This is a genomic window from Streptomyces telluris (genome assembly GCF_024519335.1).
GTDB lineage: Bacteria > Actinomycetota > Actinomycetes > Streptomycetales > Streptomycetaceae > Streptomyces > Streptomyces telluris.
The window spans coordinates 1-15266 of the sequence record NZ_JANIID010000051.1 but is presented as its reverse complement, the minus strand read 5'-3'; the positions used below and the strand labels follow the sequence as shown (position 1 = coordinate 15266).

General features: G+C 73.5%; 13 protein-coding genes and 1 pseudogene. 4 read left to right on the top strand and 10 right to left on the bottom strand.

Annotated features, from left to right (window positions below; translation table 11 throughout):
- Positions 1-17: 17 nt before the first annotated feature.
- Together NQU55_RS33685 and NQU55_RS33680 are read right to left on the bottom strand one after the other, a co-directional pair.
- Positions 18-4769, bottom strand: coding sequence for an ATP-dependent helicase (locus NQU55_RS33685; RefSeq protein WP_168091929.1), 4752 nt, complete (start codon positions 4767-4769; stop codon positions 18-20).
- 106 nt (positions 4770-4875) lie between these two features.
- Positions 4876-5796, bottom strand: coding sequence for a hypothetical protein (locus NQU55_RS33680; protein ID WP_168091928.1), 921 nt, complete (start codon positions 5794-5796; stop codon positions 4876-4878).
- Between the two features lie 80 nt (positions 5797-5876).
- Here NQU55_RS33680 and NQU55_RS33675 point away from each other — a divergent pair, with 80 nt between their 5' ends.
- The 4 genes from NQU55_RS33675 (at position 5877) to recX (ending at position 9195) form a co-directional block, all read left to right on the top strand.
- Complete coding sequence (locus NQU55_RS33675) at positions 5877-6071, top strand: DUF3046 domain-containing protein (protein ID WP_168091927.1); 195 nt, start codon at positions 5877-5879, stop codon at positions 6069-6071.
- Positions 6072-6126: 55 nt separating this feature from the next.
- Positions 6127-7251, top strand: a complete 1125-nt coding sequence (locus NQU55_RS33670) for an AI-2E family transporter (RefSeq protein WP_256791721.1) — start codon at positions 6127-6129, stop codon at positions 7249-7251.
- A 186-nt stretch (positions 7252-7437) separates the two neighbouring features.
- On the top strand, positions 7438-8562 hold the full coding sequence (gene recA / locus NQU55_RS33665; protein ID WP_256791720.1) for a recombinase RecA: 1125 nt from the start codon (positions 7438-7440) through the stop codon (positions 8560-8562).
- Between the two features lie 3 nt (positions 8563-8565).
- A complete protein-coding gene (gene recX / locus NQU55_RS33660; protein ID WP_168096415.1) occupies positions 8566-9195 on the top strand; it encodes a recombination regulator RecX in 630 nt (209 codons plus the stop codon).
- A 69-nt stretch (positions 9196-9264) separates the two neighbouring features.
- On the opposite strand, the gene NQU55_RS33655 is transcribed toward recX, so the two are convergent.
- The 8 genes and pseudogenes from NQU55_RS33655 to NQU55_RS33625 all read right to left on the bottom strand — a co-directional run.
- A complete protein-coding gene (locus tag NQU55_RS33655) occupies positions 9265-9681 on the bottom strand; it encodes a rhodanese-like domain-containing protein (protein WP_168096416.1) in 417 nt (138 codons plus the stop codon).
- A complete protein-coding gene (locus NQU55_RS33650) occupies positions 9660-10214 on the bottom strand; it encodes a cupin domain-containing protein (protein ID WP_256791719.1) in 555 nt (184 codons plus the stop codon). Before NQU55_RS33650 ends, NQU55_RS33655 begins: the two co-directional genes overlap by 22 nt.
- A gap of 84 nt (positions 10215-10298) precedes the next feature.
- Positions 10299-10385, bottom strand: a complete 87-nt coding sequence (locus NQU55_RS37235; RefSeq protein ID WP_372504864.1) for a putative leader peptide — start codon at positions 10383-10385, stop codon at positions 10299-10301.
- Between the two features lie 32 nt (positions 10386-10417).
- Positions 10418-12184 (bottom strand): FAD-dependent monooxygenase, encoded by a 1767-nt coding sequence (locus tag NQU55_RS33645; RefSeq protein WP_256791718.1) that lies wholly within the window; start codon positions 12182-12184, stop codon positions 10418-10420.
- Positions 12185-12416: 232 nt separating this feature from the next.
- Entirely contained in the window at positions 12417-13325 is a 909-nt protein-coding gene (locus tag NQU55_RS33640; RefSeq protein ID WP_168096328.1) for an amino acid ABC transporter permease, read from the bottom strand.
- Positions 13322-13972, bottom strand: a complete 651-nt coding sequence (locus tag NQU55_RS33635; RefSeq protein WP_168096327.1) for an amino acid ABC transporter permease — start codon at positions 13970-13972, stop codon at positions 13322-13324. The genes NQU55_RS33640 and NQU55_RS33635 overlap by 4 nt, the downstream gene beginning before the upstream one ends.
- A gap of 40 nt (positions 13973-14012) precedes the next feature.
- A complete protein-coding gene (locus NQU55_RS33630) occupies positions 14013-14936 on the bottom strand; it encodes a glutamate ABC transporter substrate-binding protein (RefSeq protein WP_168096326.1) in 924 nt (307 codons plus the stop codon).
- Positions 14937-15035: 99 nt separating this feature from the next.
- A pseudogene (locus NQU55_RS33625) lies at positions 15036-15266 on the bottom strand (amino acid ABC transporter ATP-binding protein); the annotation flags it as partial.

The window sequence follows — 15266 nt, the reverse complement described above, 5'->3', positions numbered from 1 at the left end:
CTTGTCCGGCTTCCGGCTCAGGGTGCGCGCAGGCGCAGGCCCTTGGGCGTGGCGTGGAAGCCCGCCGCCTCCAGCAAGGGGCCCAGAGGGGAGGACAGCGCGGCGGTGCCGTTGATGCGCTCGACGGTGACGGTGCCGAGCGCGCCCGCGCGGGCCGCCCCGGCGAGCGCCTCGGCTGCTTCACGCAGCCCCGGGTCGTCCGCGTCGGCCGTCTCGGCCCCCTCCTGCTGCGGCCAGGCGATCAGGGTCTTGCCGCCGCGCTCCATGTACAGGGCGAGGGCGCCGTCGAGGAGCACGACCAGGGACCCCGCCTTGCGGCCCGGCTTGTGGGTGGCTTCGGCGGGCGGCTCGGGCCAGGAGAGCGCCGCGCCGTAGGCGTTGGCGGGGTCGGCCGCGGCGAGGACGACGGCCCGGGTACGGCGCGGGGCCGTGGACGGAGCCTCCCACGGCATGGTGCCCGCGGCGGCGGGGGTGCCGCCTGCCGCCCGGTCGCGGGCCGTGCTCGCGGCCCGCAGCCGGTCGACGGCGCCGTCCATGGCGAACTGCGCGGCCCCCAGGCCCTCGACCACGTAGCCGCGGCGCGCCTGGCCGCTCTCCTCGAAGACGGACAGCACGCGGTACGCGGCGGAGAAGCCGCCCTCCACGCCCTCGGCGGCCACCGCTCCGCGGGTGACGACCCCGTGCCGGTCGAGGAGCGTACGGGCCAGGGCGTGGGCGCGGTGCGTGGGGTCGGGCTCGTGCCCGGGCAGCAGGGACCAGCGGCCCGCGACCGTGGGCGGGCCTCCGCGGGAGGCGGTCGGCGACGTGGGCAGGCCGCCGCGTGCGGTGAAGGAGCCGTAACGGCCGCGCGGCACCGCGCGCTTGGCGCGGTGCGCCGTGGAACCCGCCGTCCGCCCCGAGCCGAGGAGGGCGCGCAGCGGGGCGAGGGTGTCGTTGGTGAGCCGGCCGGACCAGGCGAGGTCCCACAGGGCGTCGGCGATCTGCGGCTCCGTGACGTCGGGGACGGCGGCGCGCACGCGCTCGGCGATCTGACGGAAGAACAGGCCGTAGCCGCCGGAGAGCGCGTCGAGCACCGCCTGGTGGACGGGGGAGAGCTCCAGCGGGTGGGGCTCGGGCAGCAGCAGCGGGGCCGCGTCGGCGAGCAGCAGGGACACCCAGCCGTCCTTGCCGGGGAGGGCGCCGGCTCCGGCCCACACCACCTCGCCCGCCGCGGTGAGTTCGTCGAGCATGGCCGGGGAGAAGTCGCGCACGCGGCCGGGGAGCACCAGCTTCTCCAGGGCCGACGCCGGGACGGGCGCGCCCTGCAACTGCTCGATTGCGCGCAGCAGCCCGTCGACGCCGCGCAGGCTGTGGGTGCCGACGTGCTGCCACTGGGGGAGGAACGCGGCCAGCGCGGCGGGCGGTACGGGCTCCAGCTCGTGCCGCAGCGCCGCGAGGGAGCGGCGGCGCAGCCTGCGCAGGACCGCCGCGTCGCACCACTCCTGGCCGATGCCGGAGGGGTGGAACTCGCCCTGGACGACGCGGCCGCCGGCCATGAGGCGCTGCAGCGCGCCGTCGGTCACGGCCGTGCCCAGGCCGAAGTGGGCGGCGGCCTCGGCCGAGGTGAAGGGGCCGTGGGTGCGGGCGTAGCGGGCGAGGAGGTCGCCCAGCGGGTCCTTGACGGGCTCGGTGAACGCCTCGGGGACGCCGACGGGCAGGGCCGTGCCCAGGGCGTCGCGCAGCCGCCCCGCATCCTCGACGGCCGCCCAGCGCTCCTCCCCGGCGACCCGTACCCGGACGGCGCGCCGGGACTCCGCCAGCTCCCGTACCCAGGCCGGGTCGGCGCCGCGCCCGGCCAGGCCGGCGTCGGTCAGCGGGCCCAGCAGGCGCAGCAGATCGGCGACGCCTTCGCGGTCCTTGGCGCGCCGGTCCTCCGTCAGCCACTGCAGCTCGCGCTCCAGCTCGGCCAGGACCTCCGCGTCGAGCAACTCGCGCAGCTCGGCCTGGCCCAGGAGCTCGGCGAGCAGCCGCGAGTCCAGCGACAGGGCGGCGGCACGGCGCTCCGCGAGCGGCGAGTCCCCCTCGTAGAGGAACTGGGCGACGTAGCCGAAGAGCAGCGAGCGGGCGAACGGGGAGGGCTCCGGGGTGGTCACCTCCACCAGCCGGACGCGGCGCGATTCGATGTCGCCCATGAGCTCGGTGAGACCGGGGACGTCGAAGACGTCCTGGAGGCACTCGCGGACGGCCTCCAGGATGATCGGGAACGAACCGAACTCCCCGGCGACCTGCAGCAACTGCGCGGCGCGCTGGCGCTGCTGCCACAGCGGGGTGCGCTTGCCGGGGTTGCGCCGGGGAAGCAGCAGGGCCCGGGCGGCGCACTCGCGGAAGCGCGCGGCGAACAGGGCCGAGCCCCCGACCTGGTCGGTGACGATCTGGTCGATCTCGCCCTTGTCGAAGGCGACGTCCGCGGCGCCGACGGGCGACTGCTCGCCGTCGTACTCCGTGCCCTTGCGGGCGGGGTCGGCATCCAGCAGGTCGAGGCCCATGAGATCGGCGTCGGGCAGCCGCAGCACGATGCCGTCGTCGGCGTGCATCACCTGGGCGTCCATGCCGTACCGCTCGGCGAGGCGGGCGCCCAGGGCCAGTGCCCAGGGGGCGTGCACCTGGGCGCCGAAGGGCGAGTGGACGACGACGCGCCAGTCGCCGAGCTCGTCGCGGAAGCGCTCCACGACGATGGTCCGGTCGTCCGGGACGTGCCCGCAGGCCTGGCGCTGCTCGCTCAGGTAGGCAAGGACGTTGTCCGCCGCCCAGGCGTCGAGGCCGGCGGAGGAGAGCCGCTCCCGGGCGGCGTCCGCGTCCGCGGAGCCGACCTCGCGCAGGAAGGCGCCCAGGGCGCGGCCCAGTTCGAGGGGGCGCCCCAGCTGGTCGCCCTTCCAGAACGGCAGCCGCCCCGGGACGCCGGGCGCGGGGGTGACGAGGACGCGGTCGCGCGTGATGTCCTCGATCCGCCACGAGGTGGTGCCCAGGGTGAAGACGTCGCCCACGCGCGACTCGTAGACCATCTCCTCGTCCAGCTCGCCGACCCGGCGCCCGCCCTTGGCGCCGTCCTTGGACTCCGCGCCGGCCAGGAAGACGCCGAACAGCCCGCGGTCGGGGATGGTGCCGCCCGAGGTGACGGCGAGCCGCTGCGCGCCCGGGCGGCCCGTGACCGTACCGGCGACGCGGTCCCACACCAGGCGCGGCCGCAGTTCGGCGAAGGCGTCGGACGGATAGCGGCCCGCGAGCATGTCGAGCACCGCGGTGTAGGCCGACTCCGGCAGGGACGCGAAGGGGGCGGCCCGCCGCACCAGGGCCAGCAGCTCCTCCACGTCCCAGGTGTCGACGGAGACCATGGCGACGACCTGCTGGGCCAGGACGTCCAGCGGATTGGCGGGCACCCGCAGGGACTCGATGCCCCCCGAGCGCATCCGCTCGGTCACCACGGCCGCCTGCACCAGGTCCCCCCGGTACTTGGGGAAGACGACGCCCGTGGACACCGCGCCGACCTGGTGGCCCGCGCGGCCGACCCGCTGCAGCCCCGAGGCGACCGACGGCGGCGACTCGACCTGGACGACCAGGTCCACCGCGCCCATGTCGATGCCCAGCTCCAGGCTGGACGTGGCGACGACGGCGGGCAGCCGGCCCGCCTTGAGGTCCTCCTCGACCAGGGCCCGCTGCTCCTTGGAGACCGAGCCGTGGTGCGCGCGGGCGAGGACCGGCGGTGCCCCCTTGGCCGCGCCGGACTCGGCCATCAGCTCGGCGGGGGAGTGGTGCTCGGGCAGGGGCGCGCCCGTGGCGCGCTCGTAGGCGATCTCGTTCAGCCGGTTGCACAGCCGCTCGGCCAGCCGGCGGGAGTTGGCGAAGACGATGGTGGAACGGTGCGCCTGGACGAGATCGGCGATCCGCTCCTCCACATGGGGCCAGATGGACGGCCTGTCCTTGCCGTCACCGCCGTCCTGGACCGGTGACGCACCCAGCTCGCCCAGATCCTGCACCGGGACGACCACCGAGAGGTCGAACTCCTTGCCGGACGGCGGCTGGACGATCTCCACCCGCCGCTGCGGCGAGAGATACCGGGCCACCTCGTCCACCGGCCGGACCGTCGCGGAGAGGCCGATGCGCCGCGCGGGGCGGGGCAGCAGAGTGTCGAGCCGCTCCAGGGACAGGGCGAGGTGGGCGCCCCGCTTGGTGCCCGCGACCGCGTGCACCTCGTCGAGGATGACGGTCTCCACGCCCTTGAGCGCGTCCCTCGCGGCGGACGTGAGCATCAGGAAGAGCGACTCGGGGGTCGTGATCAGGATGTCCGGCGGGCGGTTGACGAGGGCCCGGCGCTCGGCGGGCGGGGTGTCGCCGGAGCGGATCCCGACGCGCACCTCCGGCTCGGGCAGCCCCAGGCGGACGGCCGCCTGCCGGATACCGGTCAGCGGGCTGCGGAGATTGCGCTCCACGTCCACCGCGAGGGCCTTGAGGGGGGACACGTAGAGCACCCGGCAGCGCTTCTTGGTCTCGGCCGGCGGTGGGGCGCTCGCCAGCCGGTCGAGCGAGGCGAGGAAGGCCGCCAGCGTCTTGCCGGACCCCGTCGGCGCGACCACCAGGACGTCCGACCCCTCGCCGATGGCCCGCCAGGCTCCTTCCTGCGCCGCCGTGGGCGCGCTGAAGGCTCCCGTGAACCAGGCGCGCGTCGCCGGGGAGAACCCCGCGAGGGCCCCGTCCGCACCCGCCGCCGCACCGGCCGCCGTCTCGTCCGCCATGCCACCCATCGTGCACCGCACCACTGACAATGCCCCGGACCCGCAGGTCAGCCCATGCGGTCGGGCGGAACGGGCGCGGCGGGGGGAGGGGCGGCGGAGGCGGCCGTCACACGGTGCGGCCGTACGCGCGCAGGGTCAGCAGCGCGGCGAGGGTCACCATCGGCCGGCTCTCCAGGCGGGTGCCGGGGGCCCACTCGCGCCAGCGGATCGGCCAGCCGCCGTCCTCCTGCTGCGAGGCGGCGAGGAAGTCCAGCGAGCGGTCCAGCTCGGCATCGGTGAACCAGGGGCGGGCCGACGAGTCCGGGGCGGGTGCGAAGTCGTGCGGGTAGTGGTGCTCGCCCGGGGCGTACCCCTCCGCGACGGGGTAGTCGGCCACGCGCGCGGGGTCCAGGACGGCCAGTCGCTGCTCCCGCACGACCCGGCCGAGGCGCTCGGCCGCGGTACGGGCACGCGCCCGGTCGGGTGCCCCGTCCAGGAAGGCGACGGCCGCCTCCACCTCGTACGGGTGAGTTCTCGTCCCGTTCCCGAGGGCCTCGACCGCGGCCCAGCAGAAGTCGGTCGCCCGGAACAGCCAGGCGTGCCAGACCTCGTTGCGGTGCAGCAGTCCCACCACGGGGCCGGTGGCCAGCAGGTCGCTCGGCGGGTCCTCCACCACCGGGATCCACGGGGCCGCCGGATAGCCGCGCAGCGAGGGGTGGAGCGCGGGCAGGGCGCCGTCGGAGGTGGAGACGGACGTCAGGTAGCGGCAGACGCGCTCCATGCGCCGGTCGCCGCAGCGCCCGATCTCGTCGAGGACGCGCAGCGCGTAGACGGTGTGCAGCGGCTGGCTCACCGGACCGCGCAGATCCGGCTCCAGGGCGAAGCCGTACCCGCCGTCCTCACCGAGGTAGGCCGTCAGGGCGGCTTCCACGGCGCCGGGGTCGCCGTCCAGGAAGTGGAAGGCGAATCTCCGCTGCTCCAGGACGCGGGCGGTCAGCCAGATGAACTGTTCGGCACGGACTGCGGGGGATGTTCCGGATCGGGCCATGCACCGACCGTAGGCCGGGGAACGGCCCCAGGTCAGCGCCTCGTGCCGGGCAGCACCCTCAGGGGCGGGATACTGGGCGCATGCGGTTGACGGTTTTCTGGCAGCGGATGGCGAATCATTTCGGCGCGGCGTACGCCGACTCCTTCGCACGTGACCACGTGATGTCCGAGCTGGGCGGAAGGACGGTGCACCAGGCCCTGGACGCCGGCTGGAACGCCAAGGACGTGTGGCGCGCGGTGTGCAGGGCGATGGAGGTTCCCGAGGACAGACGGTGACATACCGGGCGGCTGCCGCGGCGTTCCGTTTCATCCGATAGGCCACACTTGAGGCGTGGCAGACGACCCCGCTCCGGAACCCGCCCCACCGCCTCCGCCCGAACCGTCCGGCACCGACACCGGTACCGCCATGCCGCGCTGGCTGCCCCGCGCGATGGTGACCGCGCTCGCCCTGCTCGCCTGCTTCATGCTGGCGGTCTGGGCCTTCCAGCAGCTCATCGGCCTGCTGCTCAACATCCTGATCGCGTTCTTCCTCGCCCTGGCCATCGAGCCGGCCGTGTCGCGGCTGTCCGCCCGCGGCATGCGCCGCGGGCTCGCGACGGGCCTGGTCTTCCTCACCGTCACCATCGTCGTCGCGGGCTTCTTCGCGCTGCTCGGCTCGATGCTCGCCGACCAGATCATGACCATGGTGGAGAACTTCCCCTCCTACCTGGACTCGGTGATCAAGTGGGTCAACCGGGTGTTCCGCACGAGCCTGTCCCGCGTCGCGGTCCAGGAGAGCCTGCTGCACTCGGAATGGCTCCAGCGGTACGTGAAGAGCAGCGCCAGCGGCGTCCTGGACATCTCGGCCACCGTCCTGGGCGGGCTGTTCCAGCTGCTGACCGTGCTGCTGTTCTCGTTCTACTTCGCGGCCGACGGGCCCCGGCTGCGCCGTGCCCTGTGCTCCGTGCTGCCGCCCCGCCGGCAGGCCGAGGTGCTGCGCGCCTGGGAGCTCGCCGTCGCCAAGACCGGCGGCTACATCTACTCGCGCGGCCTGATGGCGCTGATCTCCGGCATCGCCCACTACGTGCTGCTGGTGATCCTCGGGGTGCCCTACGCCCCGGCCCTCGCGATCTGGGTGGGCTTCGTCTCCCAGTTCATCCCGACCATCGGCACCTACCTCGCGGGTGCCCTGCCCGTGCTGCTCGCCTTCACGGTGAACCCCTGGTACGCGGTCTGGGTGCTCGGCTTCGTCGTGGTCTACCAGCAGTTCGAGAACTACGTGCTGCAGCCGCGCATCACCTCGCGGACCGTCGACATCCACCCCGCCGTCGCCTTCGGGTCGGTGGTGGCGGGCGCCGCGCTGCTCGGGGCCGTGGGAGCGCTGGTGGCCATCCCGGCGACGGCGACGCTGCAGGCCTTCCTCGGCGCGTACGTGAGGCGGTACGAGGTGGCGCCGGGCCCGGAGTGGCGCGCTTGACAGCAAAATCGAACATCCATTCTTATGGGTTCCCCGGCGCTGTGGAGCCGTGGGCGGGACCGTGTCCCGGGGCCCTTCGCGGGCCGGGTTATCCACAGGCGGGAGCGACGCCCGGGCGCATTGTCAGTGGCAGGCGTTAGCGTCGTGGACGTGAAGCGATCGACTCAAGCAAACCGGGTGGAACCCATGGCAGGCACCGACCGCGAGAAGGCGCTGGACGCCGCACTCGCACAGATTGAACGGCAATTCGGCAAGGGCGCCGTGATGCGCCTCGGAGAGCGGCCGAACGAGCCGATCGAGGTCATCTCCACCGGGTCGACCGCTCTCGACGTCGCCCTCGGCGTCGGCGGGCTCCCGCGCGGCCGTGTGGTGGAGATCTACGGACCGGAGTCCTCCGGTAAGACGACCCTGACCCTGCACGCCGTGGCCAACGCGCAGCGGGCCGGCGGCACGGTGGCCTTCGTGGACGCCGAGCACGCGCTGGACCCCGAGTACGCCAAGAAGCTCGGCGTCGACATCGACAACCTCATCCTGTCCCAGCCGGACAACGGCGAGCAGGCCCTCGAGATCGTCGACATGCTGGTCCGCTCCGGCGCGCTCGACCTGATCGTCATCGACTCCGTCGCGGCCCTGGTTCCGCGCGCGGAGATCGAGGGCGAGATGGGCGACTCGCACGTCGGTCTCCAGGCCCGCCTGATGAGCCAGGCGCTCCGGAAGATCACCAGCGCGCTCAACCAGTCCAAGACCACCGCGATCTTCATCAACCAGCTCCGCGAGAAGATCGGCGTGATGTTCGGCTCCCCCGAGACCACGACCGGTGGCCGGGCGCTGAAGTTCTACGCCTCGGTGCGCATCGACATCCGCCGCATCGAGACCCTGAAGGACGGCACGGAGGCCGTCGGCAACCGCACCCGCTGCAAGGTCGTCAAGAACAAGGTCGCGCCGCCCTTCAAGCAGGCCGAGTTCGACATCCTCTACGGCCAGGGCATCAGCCGCGAGGGCGGCCTGATCGACATGGGCGTCGAGCACGGCTTCATCCGCAAGGCCGGCGCCTGGTACACGTACGAGGGCGACCAGCTCGGCCAGGGCAAGGAGAACGCCCGCAACTTCCTCAAGGACAACCCCGACCTCGCCAACGAGATCGAGAAGAAGATCAAGGAGAAGCTGGGCGTGGGCGTCAAGCCCGGCGACAAGGACGGCGAGCCCGCCGCTGACGCCGCGGGCGCCGAGGCCGCCGAGTCGGCCAAGTCCGTGCCCGCCCCGGCGAAGTCCACGGCGAAGGCGGCCAAGGCCACGGCTGCCAAGAGCTGATCCATGACACGGCGATGGGAGTACCCCCGGCCGGGCGCCGGGGACGACCCTCCGGGACCGGACGTGGACGACCGTACCGGCGGTGGCGCCCCCTCCCTGTCGAGGGCCGGGGACGACGGGGCACCGCCGCGGCCCGAGGAGCAGGCGCGGGCGATCTGCCTGCGCCTGCTCACCGGGACCCCGCGCACCCGCAAGCAGCTCGCCGACGCCCTGGCCAAGCGGGGCATCCCGGACGAGGTCGCCGAGGAGGTCCTGTCCCGTTTCGAGGACGTGGGCCTGATCGACGACTCGGCGTTCGCCGGGGCCTGGGTCGAGTCCCGGCACCACGGCCGGGGCCTGGCCCGCCGGGCCCTGGCGCGCGAGCTGCGCACCAAGGGCGTGGACTCCGCCGTGATCGACGAGGCCGTGGGACAGCTCGACGCCGAGCAGGAGGAGCGCACCGCCCGCGAGCTGGTCGAGCGCAAGCTCCGCGCCACCCGCGGGCTGGACCGCGAGAAGCGGCTGCGCCGCCTCGCCGGGATGCTCGCCCGCAAGGGCTATTCCGAGGGCCTCGCCCTGCGCGTGGTGCGCCGCGCGCTGGAGGAGGAGGGCGAGGACCCGGAGCTGCTGGACCACTGCCTGCCGGACGTATAGGCCCCGCGGCGGCGCCGCCCGCCGGGCGCCGTCATGCCGCCGCGGCCGCCGTCATGTCCGGGCGAGCCGTCACCTTCCGGCGAGCGTCACGTCCCCGGTGTCCACCGGCAGGCCCGCCGCGCGCCAGGCCTGGAAACCGCCCGCCAGGTCCGTGGCGCGGTGCAGGCCCAGCAGGCGCAGGGAGGCTGCGGCCAGGCTGGAGGCGTAACCCTCGTTGCAGATGACGACCACCCTCAGATCGTGCCCGGTCGCCTCGGCGGCGCGGTGCTCGCACTGCGGGTCGAGCCGCCATTCCAGCTCGTTGCGCTCCACCACCAGAGCGCCGGGGACGAGCCCGTCGCGCTCGCGCAGCGCCGCGTACCGGATGTCCACCAGCAGCCCGCCCCCGGCCTGTGCGGCCGCGGCCTCGGCGGGGCCGAGCCGGTCCAGGCCCTCCCGGGCGGCCGCCAGGAGCTCCTCGACCCTCACGCCCACTCCTCCGGCCATTCGACCTGCTCCAGCCGCAGCACCGGCCCGCTGCGGCTGTACCGCCTCATCAGCGGCAGCGGCGGGTAGTACGCGTGGACGGACACCGCGTGCTGCTCCGCCGACGCGTTGAACACCTGGTGCACGTGGTGGGCGCCGAAGGCCCGGCCCTCTCCCTCGGAGAGCCGCCGCTCCCGGTCGATGCCGTCCGCCAGCTCCAGGCTCCGCCAGCCGTCGGTGGGCATCCGGGCCGCGAGCGAGTGCTCGGTCAGCACGCCGCCGGCCGTGGCGAACGCGCCGTGCGAGCCGCCGTGGTCGTGCCAGCCGGTGCCGGTGCCGGGCGGCCAGCCGATGAGCCAGGCCTCGCTGTCACCCGGCCCGTTCAGCCGCATCCAGGTGCGGCCCTGGGGATCCAGCGGGAGGGAGGAGACCAGCTGTGCGTCGGCGGCCGCACGGCGGGCGAAGGCGAGCAGGTCGGCCTCGGAGGGCGCGCCGGGGGAGCCGGGGGAGACCGTGGAGGAGCCGGGCACGGGCGTGGGCAGGGGAAGGAACACGGGAACCGTCCTGAGTGATCGCGAAGGAGCGCGCGGCGGCCGGCGCACAGAGCGCACACGCAGGCCGCGCGGAGGGAATGCGGATCAGCAGGACGGACGACAGACGCAGCCCGCGTAGCGGAGCAGGTCCAGATGGACCCTCCGCCAGAAGTGCGCGCCGGTGTCAGTCACGGTCCGTAGTCAACCATGGCGTTCGGTGCAGGTCAACGGTTGGCTGCGGCTTCACTGGGGGCTTCCGACGGCGGCTGCGCGCTCCCCGCGCGCTCGCCGTCCCCGGAGGCCGTGCCCGCCGCGCTCGCATCCGCACCCGCCGCCGAGGCCCCGGCAGAGCCGTTCCGGCCCTCGTCCGCGGGCTCCGCACCGCCGGCCGCACCGCCCCGTACGGCGTCCGCGCACGCGAAGAGCTCCGCGGGTCGTACGCCGGCGAGCGCCGCGACCAGGTGCCCGTCCGGGCGCACCACCAGCACCGTGTGGGCTGGAGCGCCCGGGTACTCGTCGGTGACCAGCAGCTCGGCGCGCATGGGCAGGGCGCTGACGGCGGCCGCCAGCTGCGGCATGAGCCCGGCGTCCGCCCAGTGCCGCCGCTCCCACACCCCGCTGCCCGGCGCCGTCAGGAGCACCAGGAGATCGCCGCCGAGCCGGTCGCGCAGCCGCACGAGGGTGCCGTCCGGCGCCGTCACCGTGACGTTCTCCGCCTGGGCCCCCAGCGGGGTGTCCACGGCGACGGAGCCGGCGGGCGGTGCGGACGGTGCCAGGGGCGTGCGGGCGTACGAGGGGGGCGTGCTGAGCTGCCCGCGCCCGAGGTGGCCGTCGGTGAGCAGTTCGTCGTGCCCGCGCAGGGCGCCCGGCACCAGCGTGCGGCGCACGCTGCTCCACCCGCCCTCACCCCGTACCGCCGGCAGCGCCCGGTCGGCGGCGCGCAGCCGGTCCCCGATGGCCCCGCGCCGCTCGGCCTGGTAGCTGTCGAGCAGGGCTTCGGAGGCGCCGTGGTGCCAGGCCAGGGCCAGCTTCCAGGCGAGGTTCGCGGCGTCGCGCAGCCCCTCGTCCAGGCCCTGGGTGCCGAGCGCGCCCAGCAGGTGCGCGGCGTCCCCGGCGAGGAAGGCGCGGCCGGTGCGCATCCGGCGCGTGAGGCGGTGGTGCACGAGGTGCACGCCGGTGTCCAGGAGCTCGTACGGCGGGACGTCGTCGCACCAGGTGGCCAGCGAGTCGCGCACGCGGGCCAGGAGCGCGTCGGGCGTGACGAGTTCGCCGCCGGGCGGCAGCGGCCAGTCGAGCCGCCAAACGCCGTCCGGCAGGGGACGGGCCGTCACCTCCCCGCCCCGTGCGGGCGACCGGTGCAGCACGGCCTCGCCGGGCCACGGCAGCTCGGCCCGGAGCGCGGCGACCGCGTACCGCTCGACGGCCGTGCGCCCGGGGAAGCGCGCGCCGAGCAGCTTGCGCACGGTCGACCGGGCGCCGTCGCAGCCGACCAGGTAACTGCCCCGCCATGCGGAGCCCTTGTCGCCGCGGAGGTGGGCGGAGACGCCGAAGGCGTCCTGCCGCAGGTTCTCCAGACGGCCCCCGCGGACGATGCGTACCTTCTCCTCCGAGACGAGCGCGGCTTTCAGCTCCCGCGTCAGCGCGTGCTGCGGCAGGTGCAGCGGCGAGGGGCCGGCCGCCACCGCACCCTCGGCCGCGCCCGCTTCCGCGGCTTCCCCGGGGCCCGTGAACGCCAGCCGGCCGACCACCGTGCGGCGGCGCATGGTGCGCCAGCCCGCCCAGCGGGTGCCGTCCTGCGTGTCGCATCCCAGCCGCTCCACCATGGCCGCGGTGTCCGGGCCGAGCACGACCGTCCGGGCCAGGCGCTCCTCGCCCGGCGCGGGGCCCTCGGAGGCCTCGTCGAGGAGGACGACGCGCACGTCGTGGCGGGCGAGGGAGAGGGCGAGCACGAGGCCGACCGGGCCGGCCCCGACGACGATCACCGGGTCCACGGCACGGCTCCCCGGTGCGCGCTGCGGCCGAGATCCCTGCCCGGGGCTCCACGGTACGTACGGGGCGTACGGGACGTTCGGGATCCGACGGGGGGAACGCGGTGCTCGATCACAGAACGTATGCAACCCACTGCGGGTGCGTGCGTCAAGTGATCAGGGCGCTCGCCGCGGCGCGCCGCACGCGGCGCGCCCCGCCGGCCGGCCCGGCCGACGGGGCGTCACCTGCGGAGGATCAGTCCGTGCGGGGGTCGTGTGCGCCGGAGGCGCCGTCCGCGCCCCCGGCGGACCCGGTCGTGACGGCGCCTCCGGCCGTCGACATCGCGGGCGGGCTGCCCTTGCGCGAGCGCTGCGTGCGCCGTTCGACCCAGGTGGCCACCGAAGACAGCGCCAGGCAGAGCAGGATGTAGATCGAACCGAAGATGATCACCATCGGGATGAAGGCGTAGACGCCGTTCACGGGCTTGGTCTGCTCGGCGAAGGCCTTGCCCACGAAGAGCAGCTCCTCGTAGAGGATGATGAACCCGAGCGAGGTGTCCTTCAGGGTCACCACGAGCTGGCTGATGATCGACGGCAGCATCGTCCGTACGCCCTGCGGGATCAGGATGCTCGACATCACCTGCGTCTTGCGCAGCCCGAGCGCGTAGGCGGCCTCGCTCTGGCCGCGGGGCACCGCGTTGATCCCGGACCGGAAGATCTCGGCCTGCACGGAGCCGTTGTAGAGCGTGAGCCCGATGACCAGCGCCCACATCGGATCGTTGGTGAAGACGCCCGCGAACAGCAGGAAGATCATGATCATCAGCGGCATGGAGCGGAAGAACTCCACCACCACTGTTGCGGCCCAGCGCACCGGCCGGTGGTCGGACAGCCGGGCGGCCGCCAGCACCGCGCCGAGGGAGAGCGAGAGCACCGCCGCGATCGCGAACGTCTTCAGGGTCGTCAGCAGGCCGTCGACGATGCGCTGGTGGGTGTCGCTGTATTCGTAGTCGTCCCACAGTCCGGCCTGGAACTGACCGGTGTCGTCCAGCCTGTAGATGATGAAGGCGATCAGACCGAGGATCGAAACGGTGGACAGCGCCCCGTAGAGGCGGTTGCGGGCCCGCGCCCGGGGGCCGGGTGCGTCGTAGAGGACGTTCGCGCTCACCGGGCCACCGCCAGCCGGTTCTCCAGCAGCCGGAACAGGCCGCTGACCGCGAGGGTGATGATGATGTAGCAGACCGCGATCCAGAGGAAGATCACGTAGATGTTGTAACCGGTGTCGGCGTTGAGCGACTTCTGCACCGAGCCCAGCTGGGTCACGTTGAAGCCGGAGGCGATCGCCGTGTTCTTGGTGAGGGCGATCATCAGGCTGCCGATGGGCGGCACCGCGGTGCGGGTGGCCTGGGGCAGCACGACCTGGCTCAGCGTCTGGTTGAAGGTCATCCCGATCGAGCGGGCGGCCTCCGCCTGGCCCACCGGTACGGAGTTGATGCCGGACCGGACGGCCTCGCAGATGAACGCCGAGGTGTAGCACCCGAGCGTCAGCACGGCGAGCCAGAAGGAGTCCCAGCCCTTGAGCCCGAGGGCGGGCAGGCCCAGGGTGACGGCGAGGAAGAGCAGCACCAGCGGGGTGTTGCGCAGCAGCGTCACCCACGTGGTGCCGAATATTCGCAGGGCGGGCACCGGGGAGACCCGGAACGCCGCCATCAGTATGCCCAGCACCAGGGCCAGCAGGCCGCTGAGCCCCGTGAGCTCCACGGTGCCGAGGAATCCTTCGCGGAACTCCGCGAAGTGGTCCGACAGAACGTTCAAGGCAGCGCTCCCGGCTGATCAGTAGCGAATCACGTGCGGATCAGTAGCGGTCGACCGCGGGCGGGTTCGGCGCGGCGACCCCGGAGAGGCCGATGGTGGCGTCGTAGGCCTTCTTCCAGTCGCCGTTCTTCTCGTGCGCCTCGATGGCGTCGTTGATGGCCATGCGCAGCGCCTTGTCGTCCTTCTTCACGCCCACGCCGTAGGGCTCCGTGGAGAACGGCTTGCCGACCACCTTCAGGGCGCCCTTGTTCTCGGCGGCGTAGCCCTTGAGGAGGGTGTCGTCGGTCGTCACGGCGTCGACCGTGCCGGACACGAGCTCCTGGACGCACAGCTGGTAGCCCTGCTGGGCCTTGACCTCGCCCACGCCGTACTTGGGCTCCTTGATGCGCTTGAGCGGCGTCGAGCCGGTCACCGAGCAGACCTTCTTGCCCTTGAGGTCCTCGGGGCCCTTGATGCTGCTGTCGGACTTCACCAGCAGGTCCTGGCCGGCGACGTAGTACGGGCCGGCGAAGTCGACCTGCTTCTTGCGCTCGTCGTTGATCGTGTACGTGCCGACGTAGAAGTCGACGCCGCCACTGGCGAGCTGCGTCTCGCGGGCCTCGGACGGCACCGTCTTGAACTTGATGTGGGCCTCGTCGAAGCCGAGGTCGGCCGCGATCATCCGGGCGATCTCCACGTCGAAGCCGGTGCGCTTCTTGGAGGTGGGGTTCTCGTAGCCCAGGCCGGGCTGGTCGGCCTTGGTGCCGATGGTGATCGTCTTGCCCTTGATCCGGTCGAAGACGGGCGAACCCTTGACGTCGGCCGAGGTGTTCACCTTGTAGGTCGGCACGGCCGGTGCGGACTTGCCGTCGCCGGGCTTGTCGGCCTTGTCGTCGTCCGGGCTGCCCGACTTGCCGCAGGCGGTGGCGGTCGCGGTGAGGGCCAGTGCCACGGCGGCGGCTGCGACGGTCTTGCGGAGCTTCATGGTGAACATCCTTTGCGTCTGCAGGTGGAGCGGAGTGGTTCGGGGCAGCCGTGACGGGAGGGCCGAACGGGCCGGTCCGGCGGCGGGGCGCCGGTGCGGTCAGTGGTGCAGGATCTTCGAGAGGAAGTCCTTGGCACGGTCACTGCGCGGGTTGCTGAAGAACTGGTCCGGCCGCGCCTCCTCGACGATGCGGCCGTCGGCCATGAAGACCACGCGGTTGGCGGCGGAGCGGGCGAAGCCCATCTCGTGGGTGACGACGACCATCGTCATGCCGTCCCGGGCGAGCTGCTGCATGACCTCCAGCACCTCGTTGATCATCTCCGGGTCGAG